The sequence below is a fragment of the Ureibacillus sp. FSL W8-0352 genome (genome assembly GCF_038004345.1).
Classification (GTDB): Bacteria; Bacillota; Bacilli; order Bacillales_A; family Planococcaceae; genus Ureibacillus; species Ureibacillus thermosphaericus.
On sequence record NZ_JBBOQT010000001.1, the window covers coordinates 1,597,525 to 1,621,956 of the forward strand.

The following is a 24,432-nucleotide window of genomic DNA, read 5'->3' on the forward strand; positions in this document are numbered from 1 at the left end:
TATTATTGGGAAATGTTTTAGAAATTCACCGAAATGATTGTTCCCTTACCGACTTCGGATTCAATCTTTAATTCGTGACCCAACTTCTCACAAATTTCCTTCGCCAAATATAACCCCATACCTGTAGACTCTCCCGTTTTTCGACCATTTTCTCCTGTAAAAAAGGGGTTAGTCACTCGCGATAAATCAGATTTTGGAATTCCAATTCCTTCATCTTGAACATACAACGTAACATTTGAATCGTTTTTTTTCACAAAAATTTTTACCTTTTTATTTTGCTCGAAAGTATATTTTACTGCGTTCGTAATAAACTGGTTAAGCATAAATTTTAACCATTTGGAATCTGTTGTAACTGTTATTTTTTCATCAATATCAATGACCGGAAAGACATGTTTCGTAATAAATAAACGCTTATTGTCATTAATTGTTGCAGTGACAACACCTTTTAAGTTCACTTGTTCAATTTGCATATCCTCTTCAAACTTCTCAAGCCTTGCATTCATTAATACCATTTCCATGCCTCTTTTTAGTCGATCCACTTCCTCTTGGAGACTCGTTTTATCTAGGTTATTTTCCTCTTCCTGTAATAATAATTCTAAAACAGAGATAGGCGTTTTCATTTGGTGAATCCATTGATTTAAAAACTTTTCTTGTCTATTTTGGGTTGCATATAGATTTTGAACTTCATTTTGATACAGTCGATACAGTTCTTGGAAATAGGCTTCTGTTTGTAGATGCTCTGGTGTTTTTGCATTTTTTTGAAGCGCATCATCCATCGAGTTCGGCATATTGGAGATTCGTTCTAGAAAGTTTTTTCGAAACACATAACGAATGGCAAGATAGGAAAATGTAAGTAATAGGCTAATGATGACAGAATAAATTGCTGTATCTAAATTCCGAAAACCATCTAGCCAATATAGCGATAAAATGAATAAAACGACAATTAGCTCAAAGAGGATGAACGAAATATTTTCCTTTACAAATAATTTCAATCCCATGCTTACATTTCCTCCGAACTTAAAACAAATCGATAACCAGCCCCACGAACTGTTTCAATCACAGATTGAACTTCATATTCTGTTAGTTTCTTTCGTACTCGGGTCATATTGACATTCAATGTATTTTCATCGACAAAGGCTTGGTCATCCCAAAGCTCTTCCAATAATTTTTCTCGCGATACGACCTTTGGCGACTCTCTCATTAAAATATTTAAAATGGCACATTCTTTTTTCTGTAGCGGTATCTCCGTATTCTTCACATGCAATTCCATTCGTTCTAAATAAAGAGTCAATTGACCTAATTGAACAGTTCTCTCTTCTTGTCGTGAAGAATATTCACCATAAGTCCGTCTTAAATGACTTTTAATTTTTGCTAACACTATTTCATAATTGAATGGTTTTGTAATAAAATCATCCCCGCCATTCTCTAAAGCAAATATTTGATCCATCTCCCCAGAACGTGCGGAAATAAATATTATTGGGCATTTCGTATATTGTCTTAACTGTCTGCACCAATAATAGCCATCATAAGAAGGCAAGTTTATATCAAGCAAAATTAAATGTGGTGAAAATGCCATACATTCTTCCACAATTTCCTCAAAGTTTTTCACAATCTCAACTTCATATTGGTATCTTTTTAACGTATCAGCCAATAGTGAAGCAATTTTATAATCATCCTCTATTATAAAAATCCTCGAATTTTCCAAAATCATTCCCCCTTTTCTGGAATGTCTAACTCTATTTTATCAAAAAAATTATAACGTTCATTTCATAGCACATTTTGATTTTCGATTTTGGCAATTTTTTCTTACCGATTCACAAAATATTCACAAAACAGTTTTGTAAAATGGGCATTTTCCTTATTGACGAATCCAAACTGTTATAATACAATTACAAATACAAACACCTATTATAAAACAGTTAATCATAAGGAGGTCCCCCTATGTTAGAAAATATTGTTGAATTCTTCAAAAATTTGCCAGATAAAATCTGTGTAAAATGCGGTGAAAAAATTGAAGAACAAAGTGAATGCTACACTAACACATGTGACAAATGCAGTTCACTATAATGATTGTTTATAAATAGTTGCTTACCTAATTGAATGAACTTACTATTAAATCGCTTAACAACATTGAAAATCGCTTATAAATTCGCTTATTTATTTTCAAACGTGAAGAGGCTTGAACAAATTCGCCTCTATCAATAGATAAAGATTAAATTCGCTGTTTCCTGTTATCATATATGTTTGTCGGCTTAAGTTTTCAATCAGGAGAACTTAAGCCATTTTTTTCATTTGAAAAGTCTGTCATGATGGATGTTTATTTAAAAAAAGTAGCAGCACATCCCTTGTAAGGTCTGTACTGCTTTAAATTTCGTTTCCAGCATTGACGATTACTTGTTCTGACAATATTTCCTGACTACCTATAAGCGGTTTTGTTACATATCTAGAAGTAATGGATAGTGGTGCGATCCCTTTACCTACAATATAAGATCGAACATCTAAAACTATGATACCTGCTGTTAACACATAATTTTTCCCATCAATTCTTTTCCTCGAATCAAAATCCGTATAGAATCCATCAAGAAAATTTACAGGCTCTAGTTCAGCCATTTTATAAACAATATCATTTTGATCTTTTGAATCGACATATTTTAACGCCGTATAAATATTTTTCATTATAAAATTGTTATATGTCACGTTAATTGCATGTCTGTTACTACTAGGTTTATTATTCCATTCGAATTCAATGATGATTCTGGCTGCATCTCTCTCTTCATCTCTTGCTAAATCCATGACAATTGTATTAAACATTAAATGATTATGCTGTTTAGTAAAATCATTTTTCTCATAAATAATTTTTCGATGTTCCTCAATTATTCTATTATTATATCCATAGTGTTTAACTGTATTATTTTCAATCATCTTTACTAAAGATAAATGGTTTTGATAGTTTTTATCAAACTCTTTAATTTTCTCAATATCTACTTTCGAATATCCTTCGTTTTCTAATTGAGATTTATTTTTCGTTGAAAGCAATTCCATATTTTCATAATCATCGTAATCTAATTCTTTCTCTAGATTTAACCAAAACAATAAAATAATGAAACTAATGCCAAACAAAATAATGAAAATTTTTCTCATCATTAATAAACTAATACCTCTTTCAAAAGTGAATTATTTTTTTCACTATATACCAATAACCAAAAATTAGAAATAGACTGAAAATACTATTTTTATCAAAAATCGGAAAATATATATTTAACGAAAAAATTCTCCTTTTACTCATGTTATAAGATTTAATGGCTCTATAATATTTGGTGTTGGTGGATACAACCAGCACCATTTTTTTACACAAAAAAATGAGACATGTGACAAACTCTGGTAAAATGTAATCGAACAAAACCTCATTTCCCAAAGGAGTTGTGTCACATGTCTCACCATCATTCTATACGAAACCTACTCAATATAAAAGACAAAAATATCACATTTGATGAAAATTTTTGTGCAGAAGAACTCATTAAAGGGGTCCAATCAAAAGTCTTTTATGGCCAATTAACTTACCAACCAAAAGCGTGCTATGCTTGTGGACATGTCTTTGATGATCAAATCATTAAACACGGTTTTAAAACGTCTCTCATTAAAATGCCTAGTGTTTCAGGTTTTCATACCTACTTAAAATTGCGTAAACAGCGTTATTTCTGTAAACATTGTCATTCCACGTTTACTTTAAAAACGAGCGTCGTGGCTAAAAACTGTTGTATTTCCAACAATACCAAAGTATCGATTGCTTTAAACGCCAAAGATAAAATATCCGAAAAAGATATTGCGATGAAACATAATGTTTCTCATGCCACTGTCAGTAGAGTCATTGACAGCTTTTATAGCTACTATCAACCAAATGTTCACTACCTTCCAAAGCATTTGTGTTTTGATGAGTTTAAATCAGTGAAATCCGCAGCTGGAGCGATGTCCTTTATTTTCTGCGACTCTGAAACGGGGGAGATTGTGGATATCGTGGAGGACCGAAGATTACATGTCCTCAAAGAGTATTTCTTACGGTATTCCAAAAAGGCGAGAGATGCGGCAAAAACGATTGTCATCGATATGTACAGCCCTTATATTTTCCTTAATCCAAGAAGTTTTCCCTAAAGCGGAAAACATACTCGACAAATTCCATATCCTCCAACTATTTAGCAGAGCTTTAAACAAAACGCGCATCAACGTCATGAATCGGGATAAAAAGAATTACAATAAATTGAAAAAATACTGGAAGCTCCTTCTGAAAGATCAAACAAAACTTGATTATAAGAACTATACATATCATCGTTGCTTTAAAAAGCATATGTGTGAGGTGGAGATTCTCCACTATCTCATTGATTTAGATTCTGAATTAAAAGCGTCCTATGAGTTATACCAATACGTTCGACATTACATCAAAACCAAAGACTTTGAGCTCCTAAAGAAAACATTAGAGAATAAACAAAATATCGTTTCCAGCTATATGAAAACCGCCATCAAGACAATCAACAAATACATCAATTACGTCGAGAATACGCTAAAGTACGATTATAATAACGGCATTTTAGAGGGGATTAATAACAAAATCAAAGTGATTAAACGCATTTCTTTCGGTTATCGATCCTTCTATCACTTTAGAAACCGAATATTCATTACCCAAAACTTAGCGAAAATAAAAACAGCTTAGGGGAACCTCGAATTTCCCCTAAGCCATCCGATTACATATCACCAAATAATGTCACTAAAATTTATTCACCAACACCATTTGACAAAGAACCGATTTAATCATAAAAGTATCTGTTAATTCTAAAAAATATCATAGCCTGTGAAATTTTTACGAAACGTAAAATTTCACAGGCTTTCATTTCTGAAGTGTATATTATTTTTCATTATTTGAAACTAGTGATTACTTCCATGAGAATCTCCATGTCCATGCTGACTATGATCGTGTTGCATTTGTTCAGTATCCTCTTTTGAAGTATCTTCTTCTGGGATTACTTTATCCATATCCGGCTCTCCTGCCACGATTTGTTGTTTCGGCATGACATGTAAGCCGCGAGCTGTCGTATGTGCATACATATAATAAACGCCATCATGATCAAAAGTATATTCTGCTTTATAAACGCCATCACCGACATGTTCCCCTGTAATCATTGTTCCATGATCGCGCAATCCTGATTCCCAAACTTCAAATTTTACTTCATCTGCATCCTCCACATTTTCATTGTTTTGTGTTACATGAGCAGCTAGTTCCACCGGTTCTCCGACTTTCACTTCTGTAGGCGTTAATATTTCTACTTTTACTTCCAAATCGGATACATCAATTGGTTCTTCATTTGTATCAACTTCCGGTTCATTTGATGAACACCCCATCATCAACATTGGTACAGCTAATAATGTAATCAACATTTTTTTCATATTAATCTTCCTCCATTATTGGTAATGATATTTTCACAAGCGTTCCTTTTCCGAGAACACTATCTATATGCAATTTTCCATCATGTAACTTCACCAATTGCTCTACTATTGATAATCCTAATCCTGCCCCACCGTCAAATCGACTTCGCGCCTTATTGACCCGGTAGAATCTTTCGGTCACATGAGGGAGATCTTCTGCTGGAATACCGATTCCTTCATCTTGAAACTCGATGATTGCATGATGATTAGATTGATAACAATTGATGGCGACTTTGCCATTTTCATTTGAGTAGCGTATTGCATTTTCAATCACGTTAATGAAAATTCGTTTTAATTTTTCTTCATCCCCTTGGACAATTATATTGTCGTCTAGGTTTGTTGCAATGATAATGTTCTTTTCATGAGCTTGTCCTTCCAATAGCTTAATTGACTCCCGAATGGTCTCGGATAAAACAATCGGAAACAGTTCGATTTCTTCACTATCTTTTCTAACAAGCTGAAGCAATTCGTTTGTCATGCGTTCCATGCGATTCGCTTCACGATGAATTAGCTCCATTGCCTCATCTCGTTCTTTTCCTACTAATAGTTGTTGCTGAATAGCCTCACTATAACCTTTAATATAACTAATTGGTGTACGTAATTCATGAGAAACGGTTGTTAAGAAGGATTTTTGTTTTTCGTCTTCTCGTTGAATCGCTTCTGCCATATGGTTAAATGCTTCTGACAGCATTCCGACTTCATCTTTTGAAGTCACCTTTACCCTTGCACTGTAATCCCCTTCTGACATTTGTTCTACTGCTCGTTGCAATTCATTGAGCGGACGCATAATTCGCTGTAAACTTTTATAAACAAAAATGGCAATGACGAGAGTAAAAAGCAATCCTCCCACCATCAATATAGCCACTTCATTTTTAGCTAATTCAGTAATTTTTGCCAAAGGATAATAAATATAAATAATTCCTTCCAATCTTTTTTGATCCGTGAGTGGCAATATCACCGAAACCACTTCTCGCTTGAATCGCTCTTCGTATCCGATTTTTGTAACAGTCTCTCCATTTAATAAAATCCGCCGTTCGTTCGGACCAATCAACGTATTATAATCGATTTCAAAAGGGACGCAAGCACTTAGTTCACGAGGGTTCCGGACTGCAAATATATGATAGTTCGAATGCATATTAAACGCTTCAACCATCTCCACATATTCATCGGTTACTTTACCACCTGTATACATGGATTGAATGTTTTCACCAATCTCCATCATCTCGCTTTTTGTATCTTCCACATAAAATTGTTCATATAGAAAATCTGCAAATAGATACATAAATACGATGGTCACCATTAAGTAAGCAATGATTAATACCCAAATTTTTGTTGATAACTTTCTCATACTAGTTCGAAGCGATAGCCAATCCCCCACACTGTTTGGATGTAGTCGCTTGCCTCCTTTGAAATTTTCCCTAATTTTAATCTTAATGTTTTAATATGGGTATCGACCGTCCTCGTCCCACCATCATAATCAATCTCCCAAATCTTCTCTAATAATTGTTCGCGGGAAAAAACTGTACTTGGATTTTTCATAAATAATTGAAGCAAATCGAATTCTTTTAATGTTAATGTTACTTTTTGATTGTTGACATACACTTTTCGAGAGACTTCATCTAACTTAATAACGCCTCTTTCAAGAATCGGTTGTCTATTTAAGCCCGTCCTTCTTAAAACTGCCTGTATTCTGGCAACTAATTCGCTAGCAGTGAAAGGTTTCACGATGTAATCATCCCCACCGATTGTCAAACCTTTCACTTTGTCTTCATTGCCATCTCTTGCTGTTAAAAAGATTATTGGTACGGAAGAAATATTACGGATTTTTTGGCAGACAAGAAATCCGTCTTCATTGGGCATCATGACATCCAGAAGGACGATATCCGCTTCATTTGATTCGATTATTGGATAAGCATCTTTTCCACTTTCAACGGCGATTGTATGAAAAAAGGATTTAGAAAGCATCACTTCTATTAAATTTCTCATATCTTGTTCATCATCTATGATTAGTACTGTCGGCATCTTCAAACCTCCCTCACTAGCAGCTGGAACGGTCCATGTTCGGTGGAAACCGATTTCTGTATCTCCCCATTTTGTATAAAATAAATTTGATTGTCGTCAAAGCCAGCAACGATGATTTGATCTTTAAAAGAAGCTACAGCAAATGGGTTTGCACCTACTTCTTTTCTCCATAACACATTACCCTTCACATCACAAGCAAACAATTCATTTGAGCCATGATTCGTGATGTATATAATATCTTCATTTCTAGTAAATCCAACAGGCATATGGGAAACTTGAATTTCTTGAATGAACTGCCCCGTTTTTAAATCATGTACTTTTACAACTTGATTTGGACGACTTCCAGCGCCGTGTCCACCTATCCAAAGGGTGTTTGTTTCTTCCACAATCATTAAACCACTAGATGATTTATCTATACTCCATTCATCAACCAGTGTCATTGATTTTATATCTACAACTGAAAGTACAGGTGCCTTGTAGTTGATAATATATAATTTCCCTTGATGACTATCCATTGACATTGGATAATCCGTTAAACGAAGTTCTCCTTGTTTTTTTCCATGTTCATCAAAGGAAGTGACTGTATTATGTTTACTATTGGTAATGAACAGTAAATGTTCTTCTTGATCGTAATAGGCATTTGTTGTTCCTATCCCCGTTTCAATCGACTGAATTAATTTTCCTGTGGATAGCTCATAAATATCGATTTCATTTAGTTGATGCCCGTATAGTACAAGTCGATCGTAAGGAATTAGCGTTGCACCAGTGTATGATTTATCGAATTTCCATGTTGCAATTCGTTCACCTTTCGAATCAAAAAAATCAAGGGAAGGATCTATTATATTTAGAGAAGCAACAAAGGATTGATGTTGATTTATCGATTGAAAACGCTCATCTTCACATCCTTGTAATATCCAAAAACAGAAAATGATTATGAAGGTTATCCATCTTTTCAAACAATCACCCCAAGTTCTATAGTAATGAAAAATTGTGAAGTTTGAATGAAATAAATTTGACAATCAATTCAATTTTTTTATTTATTATAGCTAAAATTTGTGTCGATACTATTTCGGCTTGTGCAGATGCAACTTCGGCTTGTGCATATAACACCCGCGCTCGTGCATTTATCCAACGCACTTGTGCATATAACACCCGTGCTCGTGCACTTAACTCCTCGGCTTGTGCATATAACACCCGCACTCGTGCATTTATCCAACGCGCTTGTGCATATAACACCCGCACTCGTGCACTTACCTCCTCGGCTTGTGCATATAACACCCGCACTCGTACACTTAACTCCACGCTCGTGCATATAACACCCGTGCTCGTGCATTTATCCAACGCACTTGTGCATATAACACCCGCACTCGTGCACTTAACTCCTCGGCTTGTGCATATAACACCCGCGCTCGTGCACTTAACTCCTCGGCTTGTGCATATAACACTCTCACTCGTGCATTTAACTCCTCGGCTTGTGCATATAACACCCGCACTCGTACACTTAACTCCACGCTCGTGCATATAACACCCGTGCTCGTGCATTTAACTCATTTGCACGTGCATTTCATATGCATTATTAGCTTTTCCAGTTCCTACTAAAAATACGAAAAGTGCTGTTCCGAAAGTCAATGAATATTGACATTCCGGAGCAGCACTTTAACTAGTGAATGATGAGATACCATAAAACTGTTCAGCAATTTTTTTACTCTGCTACCATCACATTATTACGCTAAAATACTAGACTCTTCATGAAATAATTCCGACATGATTTCACGTGCAGCCTGTTTTCCTTGCGATACACAATCTGGAACACTGATTCCTTCATAAGAACTTCCGGCTAATTTAACATGAGGGAATTCTTTCTTCAGGATTTCTCTCATTTTCTGCAAACGTTTCTCATGGCCAACCGTATATTGTGGCATTGATTGCTTCCAGCGAGAAACTACCGTAAATTGAGGTTGTTGCTTGATGCCAAGAGATTTCTCTAAATCATGAAGAACCGTTTTTTCTATATCTGCATCTGACAATTCAACGATTGCTTCATCCCCTACACGACCAATATACGTTCGGAGCAAATCATATCCAGCTGGAGCTACATTGTCCCATTTATGATTACACCATGTACAAGTCGTAATTGAAATATCACTATTTCTCGAGAAATAAAAATTAATTGCATCTTCATAAAGCTGATTTTCTAATTTTTGAAAAGCCATCGTTACCGTTGCAATCGTTGCATAGTTCATATCGAGTATTTCATGAAAAAATCCGTAATGCTCAAACATTTTTTTCGCTTCATTTAAAGGCGTTGTCACAATCACTGCATGGCATTTTAATGGAGCAATATTATTAAAGTAGATTTGTAGTGTCCCATCTTGCAATTTATCAATCGATTCAACTTTGACTCCTTTTAAAATCGATTTAGGCGGTAAATGTTCCTCTATTTTTTCCACTAAAGTTTCCAAGCCATTTTTGAAAGTTTGAAACCCTTTCACCTGACTATGAAGTAATGAAAATTGCGTTTTTTTCATTCCATAAATTAAGCTACGATATTGTTTTTCCATTTCATAAATTTCAGGAAACATTGATTGGATACTCAACCGATCAATGTCTCCTGCGAAAGTACCTGCTAGCAGCGGCTCCACTAAATTTTCAACTACTTCTTTCCCAAAACGGCGCCGGAAAAAGTCCCCAATCGGTTCATCCTTATCTTCTTTAGTTTTAGGCAATAATAAATCTCCTGCAGCACGAAATTTTCCACTTAATGAAACAATCCCAGAAGTTAATAATGAGGGGACAATAGGTGCTCCACCAAACAAAATGCTTTTCGGAATTGGATATAGGTGTTTACCTACAGCCACATAAGTTTGACCTTCTCTATTGCATACAACTTCATCTTGAATGCCTAAATGTTTGGTTATTTCAATCATGCTCTCATCATGATCAATAAAAGATTCCGGACCCCGTTCAATAATGAATCCATCTTTCCTTAACGTTTGGATTTTACCACCTAATCTTAATGAAGATTCGATTAACACTACATCTAATGGTAAGTGATTTTCCCGTGCACACTTATTTAAATAGAACGCTGCTGTTAATCCCGTTATACCGCCGCCAATTACAGCAATTTTCTTTCTAATCGTCACCCTCATCATCACTTTCTATTATTTCTCTAACTTTTTAAAAATGGCATCTACCATCGCATCGATAAATAAAGGATGGGTACTTGGCATTGGTGGGCGATAGTAATGCGCCCCTAGCTCATCACATACATCTTTACATTCAATATCGTTGTCATATAATACTTCCAAATGCTCTGTTACGAAGCCGACTGGTGCATATACGAACGAACGGTATCCTTTTTTCTCATAAAGTTCTCGAGTCAAATCTTGAACATCTGGACCAAGCCACGGTTCAGGTGTTTGTCCTGCAGATTGCCATCCAATTTCAATATTTTGAATCCCCGTTTTTTCTTGAATCAAACGAGCCGTTTCAATGAGCTGTTCCTCATATGGGTCGCCCAAATTTTTAATTTTTTCTGGCAGTGAATGGTTGGAAACAATTACACAAGCTTTTTCTCTTTCTTCCTCCGTCATTTTATCAAATTCTGCTAGGATCGCTTGTGACCAATATTCAATAAATTTCGGTTCATCATACCATGCTTCTACTGAAGTGATGTTTAGTGTACCGCCTAATTTTTCAGCAGCTTCTTTCGCTCGACCATTATATGATTTAATAGAAAACGTTGAAAAATGAGGCGCCAATACAATCGAAACGGCTTCTCGAATTCCATCTTTCACCATTTCTTCGACTGCATCTTCAATAAATGGTTCAATATGTTTTAATCCGATATAAAGTTTATATTCCACTTCGTCTTGTACTTCATTTAATCGATTGACAAGCGCTTCTGCTTGTTTCTTAGTCATTTCTGCAAGAGGAGAAATTCCGCCAATCGCCTTATAACGATCTTTTAAATCCTCTAAATGTTCATCAGAAGGCTTTCGTCCATGACGAATATGCGTGTAATATCTTTCAATATCTTCTTCTTTATATGGCGTTCCATAAGCCATTACTAGTAGACCGTGTACTGGTTTCAATGTTTTCACCTCAAAAAAATTTTTTCATCATTCATTATTTAGTTTTGCAATCCGTTCACGACTATAATCATGAATCAATGCTGTTAATCGTTTTAATACTTCCGGATTTACTTCTGGGAATATACCATGTCCTAAATTAAATATATGTCCTGGCACTTCAATTCCTTGATCAATAATGTCTTTCGTTCTGCGTTCAATTACGGACCAGTCCGCTAATAAAATGGAAGGGTCTAAGTTTCCTTGAACAGCTTTCTCTACTCCTAGTTCACGAGCTTTTCGAATTGGCATGCGCCAGTCAAGTCCAATTACATCAATCGGTAAATCATTCCAATCGTTGATTAAATGACTTGCGCCCACACCAAATAAAATTAATGGTACATTTTGATTTCGTAATTCTGCAAAAATGCGAGTCATAACTGGTTTAATGAATACTCGGTAATCTTCAACGTTCAATGCGCCAACCCAAGAGTCAAACACTTGAATTGCACTAGCTCCAGCTTCCACTTGAGCTGTGATATCAGCAATAATCATATCTGCTAATTTATCCATCAATTTAAACCAAGCTTTTGGATCGGATACCATGAACGATTTTGTCTTGCTGTAATTTCGAGATGGACCGCCTTCAATCATGTAGCTAGCTAAAGTAAAGGGAGCACCTGTAAATCCAATTAACGGCACATTCAATTGCTCTTCCGTTAACATTTTAATCGTCTCAAGCACGTATGGAGTATGTTCTTTCGGATAAAATTCCCCTAACTTTTCAACATCTTCCGCACTTCTAATAGGGTTTGAAATCACTGGTCCAACACCGGCTTGAATTTTTACATCGACCCCGATACCAGGCAAAGGCGTCACGATATCTTTATAAAGTATTGCGGCATCAACGTTATATTGTTCCACAGGTAATCTTGTTACATATGCACAAAGTTCTGGTTGTTGAGTAATTTCCTCCAGTGAATATTTTTCTTTTAATTTTCGATACTCTGGTTGAGAGCGCCCTGCTTGACGCATATACCAAACAGGAGTATATTCCGTTCGTTCTCCTCTCGCTGCTCTAATCAGTGTGTCGTTTATTTGCCTCATTTTTTCTTTACCTTCCCCTCAAAAATAATCAATTTGACGAAAAGTGCAATGAAATCGATTTCAATCTTTCACTTTTCTACAAATTTCATCGCTATATAATGCTACAATTCATAATAATAACTTTATACTTACAAATAATCTACTAAGTCATTGATACCCTTCAATATATACTGTTCCTTTACCATTGTATAGCTTTCTCTGACAAATGTCATAAATTTGTTCTTTAAATAGCACATTTTTCTCAATTAAATTATGACAAATTTTAGACAATAAATCGCATTTATTATTTAAGGAGGAATAAAATATGAATATTTACATGACGACAGGAACTCCACAATTTATGGAAAAATTGCATCAAAAGTATGAAAACGAAAATATGTATATCTTGTATGGCATAAACGAAACGCTTTTACTACATGAAACTGAAAGAAAAACCGTCTTTCAAACACCGCGGAAATATGAAGTGGTAGATGGATTAAATGAACTACAACAAGCAGGTTTCTTTACTTTTTACCATATCCCAGTTTCTGATGAAGGACGACCTGTCTTTGAAAAAAACATTTTACAGCGATTGGGCGGAATGAAAGATCAAACTGGATTAATGGCTTATCGAATACTACGCCCAAAAAAATCTGAGACATATATAATTCTCTTCCAATGGACAAATAAACGTGCTTATGACATATGGAAAAAATACGATCCATTCGCTTATGAACTCGAACATTTTTCCGTAGGAGTAAAAAAAGACAATATTTTTAATGCTGCAACATACATTACAACTTATTCTGGCGCAAAACAAAAAAATAATGAAGAGAGGCTGGGACATAACTAATAAAGTGAACAAGCTGCAAAAAGATTTTTTGTAAAAAATTGATTGGAGTGACGGGGCTGGTGCTCCTGTCGCTCACGCTTAGTCGCAAAGCAAAGCTTTCCTGCGACGAGCCCTCTCGAGACCCCGCAGGAGCGAAGGATTGAATCAGAAGGGTCTCGAGCCGGGCCCGCGGAAAGCGTCCCCGGAACGGAAATCAATTTTCTTCAATTATCAAAAACACCATTTTCTCCCGTGAGAAAATGGTGTTTTTGATCTTTTGTCCCAGCCTCTTTACATTAAATCGATAATTGTTCCTATACGATGTTCTAATGCTTTATAGTAGACGCCTTTTACAACTGCAAGGTCGTAATAGGATGCACCAACCGATTTGAAAAAAGTAATTTCTTCCTCACTTTCCCTCGGAGCAATTTTCCCACTCACTAATAATTCAAGTTCACCATGCACATCTTCAAAGGACCATTCACCACTATTATTTGCGTCAATTAATTCACCAGCTTCTTCCATAACTCCTTCAAGATCATCCACTACTATTTTGGAAGCTCGTAAAATGGTTGTACGATCGATTTCAAACATTTGAGGTAAGTAAGATCCAACTCCGTTAATGTGGGCACCAGATTTTAAATATTTCCCATCAAACACTGGTGTTGTTGAATTTGTCGCACAACAAATAATATCTGATTCCGAAACGGCCTCGTTCACATCTTCAACTATTTCAATAGATGCAGTTACACCCTGCTCTATTAATTGTTGTTTAAATTGAAACGCTTTTTTCTTTGAACGATTAAACAATAAAATTTTCTCAATCTTCCTTACAGCCATTACGCCTAGCGCTTGCTCAAAAGCCATGCGACCTGTACCTACGATTGTCAACACCTTGGCATTTTGTATCGCAAGTTTCTTTGTTGCTAATCCTGTCATCGCCCCGGTGCGAAGCCTCGTCAAATAAGAAGCATTCATAACTGCCAAATGCTCTCCGTTTTCCGTGCTAGTTAAAACAATAATCCCTTGCGTTGTCGGTAGCCCCTTTGCTGAATTGTTCGGGAAAATTGTTACTACTTTAACACTGGCAAAGTGATGTTCCAAATCTGCACTCGGCATATATAAAGAAGAAGCATTTTTTTCCGGAAATTCAAGCACTGTTCTGATTGGTGCCAACACTTTATTTTCTTGCTTTGCTATTAGCATTTCTTCCACATCTTTTAATGCATCTTCCATTTTATAGATGCTCTTAATCTGTTTTTCATTTAATAGAATCAATGACCACACGCTCCATTTTTACTAAACACTTTGCAATTCTTTCTTTTTCACTTCTTTACCTTTAAATTCATCCAATTCTTGATTATTCTTATCTTTCACTGTTAATACAGCAATAAAAGAGATGACCGCTGTCAAGATGATATATAACGCAACAGGAACGTAAGAATTATTAAATTCAACTAGCAGCCATGTTGCAATCAACGGCGCTGTTCCTCCAGCCAAGGCAGCCCCAATTTGATATCCTAATGAAACCCCAGTATAACGAACTTTTGCATCGAATATTTCAGAAAACATTGTTCCCAGCACAGAAGTAATCGGAGCCCAAATAATTCCCAATCCAAGCACTGTAGCAATTAGGAGTGCCGCAAATGTTCTTTGTTCGAGCAACCAAAAATAAGGAAACGCATATAAAATCATTCCGATTGTTCCCGTAATATAAACTTTTTTTCTACCAATTTTATCAGATAAGCTACCCATATACGGCATTAAAATTGTTGTAATAATTGTAGCAATCATGATGGATATTAACACTTGTGAACTTTTAAATCCTAAGTTGTTCGTACCATAGGAAACAATAAATGTAGAGAAAATGTAAAATGGTGCAGTTTCTACAACTTTTCCACTTACAGCAATAATAACCTCTTTCCACTGCGTTTTAAAAATTTCTATGAAAGGCAACTTCGGAATTTCTCCGGATTCTTGTACTTTTTTAAAGGAAGGCGTTTCATCTAATCCTTTACGAATCCAAAGACCAAAGATTACTAATAAAGCACTTAAAATAAATGGAATACGCCATCCCCAAGCAACGAAACTTTCAGGCGAAACAATAGAAGTAATAAAAGATAACGCTCCCGAACCTAAAAACATCCCAATTGTGACTCCCATTTGTGGGAAGGCACCGTAAAAGCCCCGTCTTTCTTTTGGAGCATATTCAACAGCAAGTAATACTGCTCCTCCCCATTCTCCTCCAATCCCAAGTCCTTGAACTAATCGTAAAACAATTAATATGATTGGAGCCGCTATGCCAATTGCTTGATATGTAGGTAATAATCCCATTAATACTGTCGCTATCCCCATAATTGATAATGTTAAGACGAGTGTACGTTTTCTTCCGATTTTATCTCCAATATATCCAAAGATGATTCCTCCAAATGGACGGATGAAGAATGCAAGCGCAAGAGATGCATAAGAAGCCAACAACCCTACCGTCGGATTGTCGGTTACAAAGAACACTTGATTGAATACAAGTCCCGCTACCGTTCCATAAAGGAAGTAGTCGAACCATTCAATTGAACTTCCTACTAAACTTGCAATCCAAACTTTCGTCATAACATTTTTGCTTGTACTCATGTTAGTCCCTCCTATTGAATATATAAAAATTGAAGTGTCACTTAAATTTATGCAAGAAATCATACATTCATTCGAATTTTCTATGAAAAATTTAGGTATTAGTTCTATTATTTTTTAGGGGGATGTTTATTTATGATGATTGGGGAAAAGCTTCGAAAAATCCGAAAAATGAAGAAGATGACTTTAAAAGATTTGTCTGAACAGACGGGGGTTTCAATTAGTTTTTTATCTCAAGTAGAAAGAAATAAATGCAGTGTTACTTTAGAATCGTTAAGAAAAATTAGCGATGCGTTAAATGTCAATCCAAGCTTGTTCTTCTCTGATACAAATTATCAAGCAAAATCTTTTCCGTTTTTTTACAAAGACTTGTCCAACAATGTTCAAGGGGCTTCATTTCACCCGATCTTAGCGACACTAAAGCCAAAGGAAAACAAAGGAAATGAATTTTCCCATTACGGCCATGAGTTTATTTATGTGTTATCTGGAGTTTTAACGGTTTCTCTCGAAGGAAACGTTTTTGAATTAAGAAATGGGGAATCCATTATGTTCGAATCTAGCCGTAATCATTATTGGTGGAATGATGGAGAAGAAGATGTGCAGTTTCTTCTAGTGTCTACTTTATGAGAATGGGAATTACGCTAGTTCATCTCATTATGTAGGATATTCATGAATACAAATTGGAAAAAACTCGCAACAATAAAAACAGTAAACGATTATCATGTTGTAAATTGTACTTTCTGGATTCTCCATAATAGAACTCAAATCGAGTAGGAGGGAGTGATTAGCTCCCGTCCTCTCACACCACCGTACGTACGGTTCCGTATACGGCGGTTCAATTAAGATAATTGACGCAAGTTTTCATAACTTCCGTGAATAGCTGTTCTCTTTATGCCAGTGGTCACTCCACCCTCCAAGAGGACTCCCACGGGATTCACCGCTTCCTTCCTCAAGTGAGGTACTATGTTTTCTGTGTTCATCATGACTCACTGAATGCCAAGGGCTATTCTCTCTTAATTGTTCGGTCCTTCTTAGTAGTTCTAAACCAACTAATACTATGACCTCTGCTGACTTCTGACGGTTCAGCTACTTATCACTAAGTAGGTTATGAAGCGAACTTCACCTATCCGCCAGACCTCCCCGGGTAAGTACATGCACTTTCACACCATCTATCCGCCTCATTTACTCGATATGACCTTCGACAGAAAGAGCTTTGTTTTGTTTCGCAAACTCACTCAATCATACCTAGCCTTATATGAGGTTCGTGTTCCTCGGACCGGTGTTTTGCCTCCAGCTTCCTTCAGATTCCGCGTCACCACGGACACCCTTGCTCTTGGCTAACCTCTACTTCTGTCTTCGGGGTTCGGGACTTACACCCTATAGTTCATGTACATGCCGGGCGCACGAATAAAAGCGCATTGGAAAACACTTATGAAATCCAATACGCTTATATAGCAGATGTATAATCCAACTTAAACATGCACAACCGGATCTTTTGACAAGTTAAACGTCAACTCGTTCATCACAATGATAATAATTGCTGGAACAAAGAAATATGGCTGTCCAATGGCACAAAGCATTACTAGCATCCCTTGAACAATCATAAAGATACGCAATAGCTTTTGAACAGCTTTCTTTCGTTGATTCTCTTTTATTGGAAAAAGCATATCCATACGAAAATCAGAAGAAGACAATAACGCATATTTTAACTGAATGGTCGTAGCAAAACTTAATGCCCCTGCAACAATCCATAATACAACCGGAATATCGATCGTCAACGCGACAATCACTAAAATGGCTGTTAACCGCACCCATAAATAAAAATGGTCATTCGTTCTTACAAAAGTACGGAAAACTAAATAACTTTGAGTACTTTCCTTATTAAATAGAACAAATTTATAAATGATATCCAACCATGCTCTGCGTTTTATTGCACCGCGAATATGAGGAACATCTGTAAAGTAGTTCGCAAATCGGTAAAAGGCCATCATGCGATTTTGTTCCAATTTTACAAAATGTTCGTAAGGAATTGGTTGAACGAATACTTTCTTTTTTAACGACTGATTGTACACTATAAGCAACAATATATATAGGAAAGCCCACCAAAAATGAATCGATAGAATGGCTTGCACCGCTAAAATTGATACCGCCATTCTCGCTATGCGATCAAAAGCGATGAAATTCCCTCGATTGACATAGCGATAATGGAATTCAGTTTGAACATTAATATATTTCAGTATGATGATAAACAGCAACCCAAGCCAAATACGCAATGATTCTAATTCCGTAACTGCATTCAATAAAGGAATCGCGATAAGATAGCAAATTGCAGATAGGAAAACTTGTGACCAAAAAGTCCAATTCAATGCTTTTCGAAAATAGATGGGCATCTGTTTTTCTAATGGCAATAAATATACTTGATCTGGCTCTTTTAAAAGAGTGACTGGACGAGAAAATGCAACGATAATTCCTACCACTACAGCAACAAGCCATTCAGCTGGAAAATTGGGTGATACAACTTGCAACCACTGGCTATATTGAAACCCAAGCGCTCCAATGGCAAACACCATCACAATAGCCAAATGTCCAGTGAACACAAAACGCATATATTTTTGAACTTCAATCATATAGTGTTCGAAACGTTTGGACCATACTTCTGACAAATTACTCATTATGTTGCTCCTTCGTCATGGCAATATATAAATCATCTAACGTTGCATTGGGCATATTAAACGCTTTTCGTAAATCTTCCATCGTTCCCTGTGCACGAACTCGTCCTTCATGAAGGAAAATGATGCGGTCACAATGTTTCTCAGCCGTCGATAAAACGTGCGTAGACATTAAAACAGAAGCCCCTTCTTTTTTCCTTTCAGTCATTTGGTTAAGCAATGATTGAATTCCTAAAGGATCGAGCCCAATAAATGGTTCATCAATTATATATAATGAAGGTTTTACTAAAAAGGCGCACATAATCATCACCTTTTGCTTCATTCCCTTTGAAAAATGAGATGGGAACCAATTGAGGCGCTTCTCCATCCGAAATTCTTCTAATAATTTTCCGGAACGTTCCTTTAAAGTATGCTGATCAATGCCGTATGCCATCGCTGTTAACTCCAAATGTTCTTTTAACGTAAGTTCATCATATAATACGGGCGTTTCGGGAATATAGGAAAAAGAAGAACGATATGTTTCAATATCTTCATTTAACGTAACACCATTTAAACGGATTTCTCCTTTTTGTGGAAGAAGCGTCCCAATTATATGTTTAATAGTCGTACTTTTTCCAGCGCCATTTAAACCAATTAAGCCAACCAATTCCCCTTGTCCAATTGAAAAGTTCAAATCTTTAATGACGGGTTTTCTTGTATATCCACCTGTTACATCCTTTACTTCCAACATAGTTAACACTCCTATTCTTCCTACAGTTTATCAAAATTAGAAAATGTATTCATCTCATGAAATATGTTAAAATGTAGATAAATTTTGTATGAAAGGATTGGGTGAAATGAGCGACTGCATTTTCTGCAAAATTATTGAAGGTTCCATTCCATCAAATAAAGTATATGAAGATGAACATGTTTTAGCTTTCACGGACGTAGCACCATTAACAAAAGGACATACTTTATTAATTCCAAAACAACACGTCAAAGACTTATTTGAAATGCCTGAAGATGTAGCACGAAATTTATATGCAGCTGCACCAAAAATTGCAAATGCCATTAAAAAAGCGTTTAATCCACAAGGAATGAATACATTGAACAACAACGGTGCCTTTGCTGGACAAACAGTATTCCATTATCACTTGCACTTCATTCCACGCTATGACGAAAACGATGGATATATAGTACGTTGGGAAACGAAAAAAGATGAGTTTACTCCTGACACATTAAAAGCAATTGCTGATGAAATTAAAGCAAATTTGAATAAGTAATGCTTTCTCAGACTGGCTCAAAACAATTTCTCGAGTCAGTCTTTGTCATTTAAAAAAGTTGTTACTATCCTATTAAAATTGCTTGAAAATTATTTCTTTTAAGATTACAATCATACTATATTTTCGCTAACGGCTTGAGGGCACGTTAGGAAAGTAGAGCATAGTTTAGTAGAGGAGAGATTTATAATGAAAACGAAAAATTTAGTGTTAATGGCCCTTTTAGTGGGGATCGGTACAGCTCTTTATTTAGTGATGCCACCAGTTCCAATCGGTGGTGGAATTAAGCCAGATTTAATGTTAACGATGATGTTTGTCGGGATTATTTTATTCCCTACTGTTCGAGATACTTTTATCCTTTCAGTAGTAACTGGTGTTCTTTCCGGTTTATTCTCATCAATTCCAGGATCACTCATGCCAAATATCATCGATAAATTTGCCACAGGTTTTATCTTTTTTGTTGTAGTACTTTTAGTAAATAAATTTGCAAAAAATGTTGTAGCTTACGGTATATTGATTGGATTAGGAACGTTGTTATCAGGAACTGTATTTTTATCAATGTTGCTATTATTAGTAGGCGAAATGCCAGCAGCTTTTGGCATTATGTTTGTAACGGGAGTAATTCCTGCAACGATTGCAAATATCATTGCATTTGCAATTATTTATCCTATTTTAAAAGGTTTGTTAATGCGTTCCAAATTCGAAACTTCTGTTACACAAGTATCATAATATTGGATATTTCGCTGTCTAAGTTTTACTTAGATAGCTTTTTTATTTTCTTTCATTTTGGTTTAATATGAATAAGTACAAGAATTAATATTTTAGACAATTTCTTTACATACTAATTACAAAAAAAGGGAGAGATTTTCAATGCGTGCAAAACCATTTTTAATCGGACTAACTGCTGGAGTCATTGCAGGAATTACGACTGCAATTTTCACAACTCCACAAACAGGTAATCAATTACGAATGAATATCGCGACTACTTCCAAAAATTTAAAAACAACTATGAGTCAATTAAATAATCAAATCAATGACATAAAAAATGGGATCTCCACTTTAACAAATGAAGTGAAAATTACTATTCCACAAATATTATTCGAAGTAAAAAATTCCATTTCACAATTTACACAAGAAGTTCAACCAAGTTCACAAAATTTAAAAGAAGAATTGGAACAATTACAGAAAAGTCTAAGCGAAATCGAGAATAATCTTTCACAAATCAAAAAAAGTTAAAATATACTCAGTATAATAATAACCATGACTTTATAACTAAACAACAATGTGTTTTTAGCACTTTTTTTCAAATATTATTAAAAAATAACATTTATTAATCACTTTTCATTTATTTATTTTTTCTAACTTTAAACTTTTTTCTTTTATTGCTATAATATTTTAAAATCCTATAATAAGAAGGTGAATCAAATTGTCTGTAGAATCTTATACGTTGAAAGAGGCTATGATTTATAGCCAACGAATTGCTCAACTTTCAAAGGCTTTGTGGAAAGCAGTTGAAAAAGACTGGCAACAATGGATTAAACCGTTTAATTTAAACATTAACGAACACCACATTTTATGGATTGCTTTCCATTTGCAAGGTGCATCAATTTCAGATGTTGCAAGGTTTGGGGTAATGCACGTATCAACTGCGTTCAACTTCTCAAAGAAATTAGAAGAGCGCGGGCTTCTTAAATTTTCAAAGCGCGATGATGACAAGCGCAATACGTATGTTGAACTCACTCCTGAGGGAGCAGAGCTAGTGATTCGTATGTATGATCATTACTTGGATACGGAACACTCTATTTTGGAAGGATCTCTAGCATTGAAAGAATTGTATGGTAGATTTCCAGAATTTTTAGACGTTATGGCAATTATTCGAAATATTTACGGGGAAGATTTTATCGAAATATTTGAGAGATCTTTCAAAAATTTTAAAGAATCTATAGAAGAAAAAGATACGCATGAAGTAGTTATTAAAAATGAAATATTAATGAATAAATAGCAATTGGGGATTATGGGGAGTGTATTAGGTACACTCTTTTTTCTTTTGTCTGCAAAATTATTAGCATAATAATTCAGTTTGTTTTACAATTTTCTTAATTTCAGATAGAGGAGTATTGCAAATATGCATTGTTGGAAAACGATTAACATAAAAAGAGAATATCGTACACCTCGCCTAGTATTATATGGAGTCATTATTTTTATTCTTGTTTTTTCTTTTTCATTTATTATCATCGGTGCAAACCGTCCATTAATATATGATGCTCATCATTTCCCATTATTTTTATTAGTTTGTTTACTTTTATACCCGCTGCATAAGCTAATTCATTATTACTCACTGTTTTCTTATCGCAAATCGGTTAAATTAAAATGGAGATTTGAGTTTAAACTGATTCCTATAGTTCAAATTCGAATTAAAAAAATGTTACCGAAAAAAAGATATATGTTTATTCTTTTAACTCCATTTATTATTGTAAATACTTTACTTATACTTGTAGCAATATTCCTTCCCTATTATTCACATTACGCTTGTTTACTACTCGGATATCATTGTGGTATTTGCTTAGTAGACATATTATATTTTATACATTTGGTGAAAGCACCAAAAAATGCTGTAATAGAGGAAACGCCTAAAGGTTATGAAATTCTAGTTCCTCCTAGTTTTTCAAACATTCCCAACAATTAAAACGATAAAATATTCAATTACTCACTTGTGGGATGGTACCACTTTTTGTTATTCTTAAATGAAGTGATAGAGGGGAGGAATAGACTTGCTACTGTTAATTGTAGTGCTATTCTCGGTATTTTATTTATTCCAAATTAACAAAATGACATATGCACTATGTATGCAAAAAGAAATACCTGAAGAAAAACAACCAAAAATTTTTAGCACAATTAATATATTAATAACGATTTTACTAATATCCTTTTATATTGAGGTGTATGTTGCTATCAATTTTTAATAAGAGGAGATGTAGGTTACAATTATAGTTCAATATAGATAAAAGAGCTAAAGGAATTCCTTTAGCTCAATTCACTGTAATCAATACATGTAAGCTGCACCAACAATGATTAATAAGATAAACAACACAACCAATAGCGCGAACCAGGAGCTACCTCCGTATCCACCACCATAACTTTGACCCATAACGACACCTCCTTTCTAATGCCTATATTATGCAGTAGGTAATGGGCTACTTAGGCAAACATATTAGTGCAACCATTTAGATTTTTATTCGTTTATGTTATAGTTACAATTGGATTTTAAAGACAGGGAGAGAAAGTATATTTATGAAGAAAACATTTTTAGCTATTGCATTAGCAACATCCGTATTTACATTATCTGCTTGCAACTCTGGTAATGAAGTAGTGGTTTCCACAAAATATGGCGACATCACAAAAGATGAATTCTATGATGAAATTAAACAATTAGCTGGTAGCATGTTATTAGAGCAAGTAGTGATTGAGCATGTTCTAGAAAATAATTATGAAGTAAAAGACGAAGAAGTAGAAGAGCGCTTCAATCAATATAAAGAGCAATTCGGAGATTCTTTCAAAGACGTTTTACAATCACAAGGATTAACGGAAGAGCAATTTAAATCAAATATCCGCTTTACTTTATTACAAGAAAAAGCTGAAAAGGATATCGAAGTAACAGATGAAGAAATTGAAAAGTATTATAACCAAGGAAAATATGAATTGCATGCTCGCCATATTTTAGTGGATGACGAAGCTACTGCTAAAGAAGTCCTTGAAAAGCTTAATAAAGGTGAAGACTTTGTTGAATTAGCAAAAGAATATTCTAAAGACTCTGCCAACGCTGAACAAGGCGGTGATTTAGGCTGGTTTACTGTTGGGACAATGGTAACAGAATTTAACGATGCTGCTTATGCATTAGAAGTAAATGAAATTAGCGAACCAGTTAAAACAGATTTCGGCTACCACATCATTCAACTTTTGGACAAACGTGAAGTTGAAGATTATGGTACTTTAGAAGAGAAAAAAGATGAAATTCGCCAAGAATTGATTGATATGAAAGGCGGATTTGCTACGAAATTAACAGAGTTAGTGAAAGAAGCGAAAATTGAAATTAAAGATAAAGACTTAAAAGATGCATTTTCACAAATTTTATTAACTGAAGAAGATTCTAAAGAAAAAGAATAATACAGATTAAGTACGAAATGTTTTGAAAGATCACCTTTCCATGCTAAAAATGGTGCTGGCGAATCCTCCCAGCACCTTTTATTTTTTCAATAAATAATTTACCGAATTCAGTAGCTTTCCACCATAATTAATATTTCAAAGAACATCATCCTGAATCAAGAAATACTCTCTTACGATAACATGTCAAACATTCCTTAAAAAAAGAAAACGAAGAAAACCATTGCTTTCTT

At 35.1% G+C, this 24,432-nt stretch carries 30 protein-coding genes; 12 read left to right on the forward strand and 18 right to left on the reverse strand.

Annotation, left to right across the window (positions count from 1 at the left end):
• Positions 1 to 17: 17 nt before the first annotated feature.
• Complete coding sequence (locus NST98_RS08185) at positions 18 to 998, reverse strand: sensor histidine kinase (protein WP_096551914.1); 981 nt, start codon at positions 996 to 998, stop codon at positions 18 to 20.
• Positions 999 to 1,000: 2 nt separating this feature from the next.
• Positions 1,001 to 1,705, reverse strand: a complete 705-nt coding sequence (locus NST98_RS08190) for a response regulator transcription factor (protein ID WP_016838723.1) — start codon at positions 1,703 to 1,705, stop codon at positions 1,001 to 1,003.
• A gap of 236 nt (positions 1,706 to 1,941) precedes the next feature.
• Between NST98_RS08190 and yhfH the strand changes: the two genes are divergently transcribed.
• A complete protein-coding gene (yhfH, locus tag NST98_RS08195) occupies positions 1,942 to 2,067 on the forward strand; it encodes a protein YhfH (protein WP_016838724.1) in 126 nt (41 codons plus the stop codon).
• A 297-nt stretch (positions 2,068 to 2,364) separates the two neighbouring features.
• Here the strand turns inward: yhfH and NST98_RS08200 are convergent, their stop codons facing one another.
• Positions 2,365 to 3,144 (reverse strand): hypothetical protein, encoded by a 780-nt coding sequence (locus tag NST98_RS08200; protein WP_340714875.1) that lies wholly within the window; start codon positions 3,142 to 3,144, stop codon positions 2,365 to 2,367.
• A 285-nt stretch (positions 3,145 to 3,429) separates the two neighbouring features.
• Between NST98_RS08200 and NST98_RS08205 the strand changes: the two genes are divergently transcribed.
• Both NST98_RS08205 and NST98_RS08210 read left to right on the forward strand, forming a co-directional pair.
• The gene (locus NST98_RS08205; protein ID WP_340714876.1) at positions 3,430 to 4,149 is read left to right on the forward strand and encodes a transposase family protein; all 720 of its coding nucleotides are present in this window, start codon (positions 3,430 to 3,432) and stop codon (positions 4,147 to 4,149) included.
• Complete coding sequence (locus NST98_RS08210) at positions 4,094 to 4,705, forward strand: transposase (protein WP_340714877.1); 612 nt, start codon at positions 4,094 to 4,096, stop codon at positions 4,703 to 4,705. The genes NST98_RS08205 and NST98_RS08210 overlap by 56 nt, the downstream gene beginning before the upstream one ends.
• 212 nt (positions 4,706 to 4,917) lie before the next feature.
• Here NST98_RS08210 and NST98_RS08215 read toward each other — a convergent pair whose 3' ends face one another.
• The 9 genes from NST98_RS08215 to hemE form a co-directional block, all read right to left on the reverse strand.
• The gene (locus NST98_RS08215) at positions 4,918 to 5,436 is read right to left on the reverse strand and encodes a FixH family protein (RefSeq protein WP_096551920.1); all 519 of its coding nucleotides are present in this window, start codon (positions 5,434 to 5,436) and stop codon (positions 4,918 to 4,920) included.
• Between the two features lies 1 nt (position 5,437).
• Positions 5,438 to 6,823: a sensor histidine kinase gene (locus NST98_RS08220; protein ID WP_340714878.1), complete on the reverse strand. Its 1,386-nt coding sequence runs from the start codon at positions 6,821 to 6,823 to the stop codon at positions 5,438 to 5,440.
• Positions 6,820 to 7,497 (reverse strand): response regulator transcription factor, encoded by a 678-nt coding sequence (locus NST98_RS08225; protein WP_016838123.1) that lies wholly within the window; start codon positions 7,495 to 7,497, stop codon positions 6,820 to 6,822. The genes NST98_RS08220 and NST98_RS08225 overlap by 4 nt, the downstream gene beginning before the upstream one ends.
• Before the next feature lie 2 nt (positions 7,498 to 7,499).
• On the reverse strand, positions 7,500 to 8,453 hold the full coding sequence (locus NST98_RS08230) for a YncE family protein (RefSeq protein ID WP_339288056.1): 954 nt from the start codon (positions 8,451 to 8,453) through the stop codon (positions 7,500 to 7,502).
• A gap of 16 nt (positions 8,454 to 8,469) precedes the next feature.
• Positions 8,470 to 8,799, reverse strand: coding sequence for a hypothetical protein (locus NST98_RS08235; protein WP_340714879.1), 330 nt, complete (start codon positions 8,797 to 8,799; stop codon positions 8,470 to 8,472).
• A complete protein-coding gene (locus NST98_RS08240) occupies positions 8,790 to 9,008 on the reverse strand; it encodes a hypothetical protein (RefSeq protein ID WP_340714880.1) in 219 nt (72 codons plus the stop codon). Before NST98_RS08240 ends, NST98_RS08235 begins: the two co-directional genes overlap by 10 nt.
• A 213-nt stretch (positions 9,009 to 9,221) precedes the next feature.
• On the reverse strand, positions 9,222 to 10,646 hold the full coding sequence (hemY, locus tag NST98_RS08245; RefSeq protein ID WP_340715700.1) for a protoporphyrinogen oxidase: 1,425 nt from the start codon (positions 10,644 to 10,646) through the stop codon (positions 9,222 to 9,224).
• 12 nt (positions 10,647 to 10,658) lie between these two features.
• Entirely contained in the window at positions 10,659 to 11,591 is a 933-nt protein-coding gene (hemH, locus tag NST98_RS08250) for a ferrochelatase (protein ID WP_096551930.1), read from the reverse strand.
• 27 nt (positions 11,592 to 11,618) lie between these two features.
• A complete protein-coding gene (hemE, locus tag NST98_RS08255) occupies positions 11,619 to 12,674 on the reverse strand; it encodes a uroporphyrinogen decarboxylase (protein WP_096551932.1) in 1,056 nt (351 codons plus the stop codon).
• Positions 12,675 to 12,978: 304 nt separating this feature from the next.
• Between hemE and NST98_RS08260 the strand changes: the two genes are divergently transcribed.
• Complete coding sequence (locus NST98_RS08260) at positions 12,979 to 13,506, forward strand: antibiotic biosynthesis monooxygenase family protein (RefSeq protein ID WP_340714881.1); 528 nt, start codon at positions 12,979 to 12,981, stop codon at positions 13,504 to 13,506.
• 270 nt (positions 13,507 to 13,776) lie between these two features.
• On the opposite strand, the gene NST98_RS08265 is transcribed toward NST98_RS08260, so the two are convergent.
• Positions 13,777 to 14,763 carry an ornithine cyclodeaminase family protein gene (locus NST98_RS08265; protein ID WP_340714882.1) on the reverse strand — a complete coding sequence of 329 codons (987 nt, stop codon included), beginning with the start codon at positions 14,761 to 14,763 and terminating at the stop codon, positions 13,777 to 13,779.
• Between the two features lie 21 nt (positions 14,764 to 14,784).
• Entirely contained in the window at positions 14,785 to 16,113 is a 1,329-nt protein-coding gene (locus tag NST98_RS08270) for an MFS transporter (protein ID WP_340714883.1), read from the reverse strand.
• A gap of 132 nt (positions 16,114 to 16,245) precedes the next feature.
• Between NST98_RS08270 and NST98_RS08275 the strand changes: the two genes are divergently transcribed.
• On the forward strand, positions 16,246 to 16,737 hold the full coding sequence (locus NST98_RS08275; RefSeq protein ID WP_340714884.1) for a helix-turn-helix domain-containing protein: 492 nt from the start codon (positions 16,246 to 16,248) through the stop codon (positions 16,735 to 16,737).
• Between the two features lie 212 nt (positions 16,738 to 16,949).
• Here NST98_RS08275 and NST98_RS08280 read toward each other — a convergent pair whose 3' ends face one another.
• The 3 genes from NST98_RS08280 to NST98_RS08290 form a co-directional block, all read right to left on the reverse strand.
• Positions 16,950 to 17,093, reverse strand: coding sequence for a hypothetical protein (locus NST98_RS08280; RefSeq protein ID WP_340714232.1), 144 nt, complete (start codon positions 17,091 to 17,093; stop codon positions 16,950 to 16,952).
• Between the two features lie 489 nt (positions 17,094 to 17,582).
• Positions 17,583 to 18,782, reverse strand: a complete 1,200-nt coding sequence (locus tag NST98_RS08285) for an ABC transporter permease (protein ID WP_340714885.1) — start codon at positions 18,780 to 18,782, stop codon at positions 17,583 to 17,585.
• Positions 18,775 to 19,509 carry an ABC transporter ATP-binding protein gene (locus NST98_RS08290; protein WP_340714886.1) on the reverse strand — a complete coding sequence of 245 codons (735 nt, stop codon included), beginning with the start codon at positions 19,507 to 19,509 and terminating at the stop codon, positions 18,775 to 18,777. Before NST98_RS08290 ends, NST98_RS08285 begins: the two co-directional genes overlap by 8 nt.
• 106 nt (positions 19,510 to 19,615) lie before the next feature.
• Here NST98_RS08290 and NST98_RS08295 point away from each other — a divergent pair, with 106 nt between their 5' ends.
• From NST98_RS08295 to NST98_RS08320, 6 genes are all read left to right on the forward strand, one after another.
• On the forward strand, positions 19,616 to 20,041 hold the full coding sequence (locus tag NST98_RS08295; protein ID WP_340714887.1) for an HIT family protein: 426 nt from the start codon (positions 19,616 to 19,618) through the stop codon (positions 20,039 to 20,041).
• Between the two features lie 186 nt (positions 20,042 to 20,227).
• Positions 20,228 to 20,767, forward strand: a complete 540-nt coding sequence (locus tag NST98_RS08300; protein ID WP_340714888.1) for a tryptophan transporter — start codon at positions 20,228 to 20,230, stop codon at positions 20,765 to 20,767.
• A gap of 141 nt (positions 20,768 to 20,908) precedes the next feature.
• Positions 20,909 to 21,274: a YtxH domain-containing protein gene (locus NST98_RS08305; protein ID WP_340714889.1), complete on the forward strand. Its 366-nt coding sequence runs from the start codon at positions 20,909 to 20,911 to the stop codon at positions 21,272 to 21,274.
• 184 nt (positions 21,275 to 21,458) lie between these two features.
• Positions 21,459 to 22,040: an HTH-type transcriptional regulator Hpr gene (locus NST98_RS08310; protein WP_184656237.1), complete on the forward strand. Its 582-nt coding sequence runs from the start codon at positions 21,459 to 21,461 to the stop codon at positions 22,038 to 22,040.
• Positions 22,041 to 22,163: 123 nt separating this feature from the next.
• Entirely contained in the window at positions 22,164 to 22,724 is a 561-nt protein-coding gene (locus NST98_RS08315; protein ID WP_340714890.1) for a DUF3267 domain-containing protein, read from the forward strand.
• Between the two features lie 85 nt (positions 22,725 to 22,809).
• The gene (locus tag NST98_RS08320) at positions 22,810 to 23,001 is read left to right on the forward strand and encodes a hypothetical protein (RefSeq protein WP_096551951.1); all 192 of its coding nucleotides are present in this window, start codon (positions 22,810 to 22,812) and stop codon (positions 22,999 to 23,001) included.
• An 80-nt stretch (positions 23,002 to 23,081) separates the two neighbouring features.
• On the opposite strand, the gene NST98_RS08325 is transcribed toward NST98_RS08320, so the two are convergent.
• On the reverse strand, positions 23,082 to 23,186 hold the full coding sequence (locus NST98_RS08325) for a YjcZ family sporulation protein (protein ID WP_096551953.1): 105 nt from the start codon (positions 23,184 to 23,186) through the stop codon (positions 23,082 to 23,084).
• Between the two features lie 143 nt (positions 23,187 to 23,329).
• On the opposite strand from NST98_RS08325, the gene NST98_RS08330 reads away from it, so the two are divergent.
• Complete coding sequence (locus NST98_RS08330) at positions 23,330 to 24,202, forward strand: peptidylprolyl isomerase (protein WP_340714891.1); 873 nt, start codon at positions 23,330 to 23,332, stop codon at positions 24,200 to 24,202.
• The last annotated feature ends 230 nt before the right edge of the window (positions 24,203 to 24,432 follow it).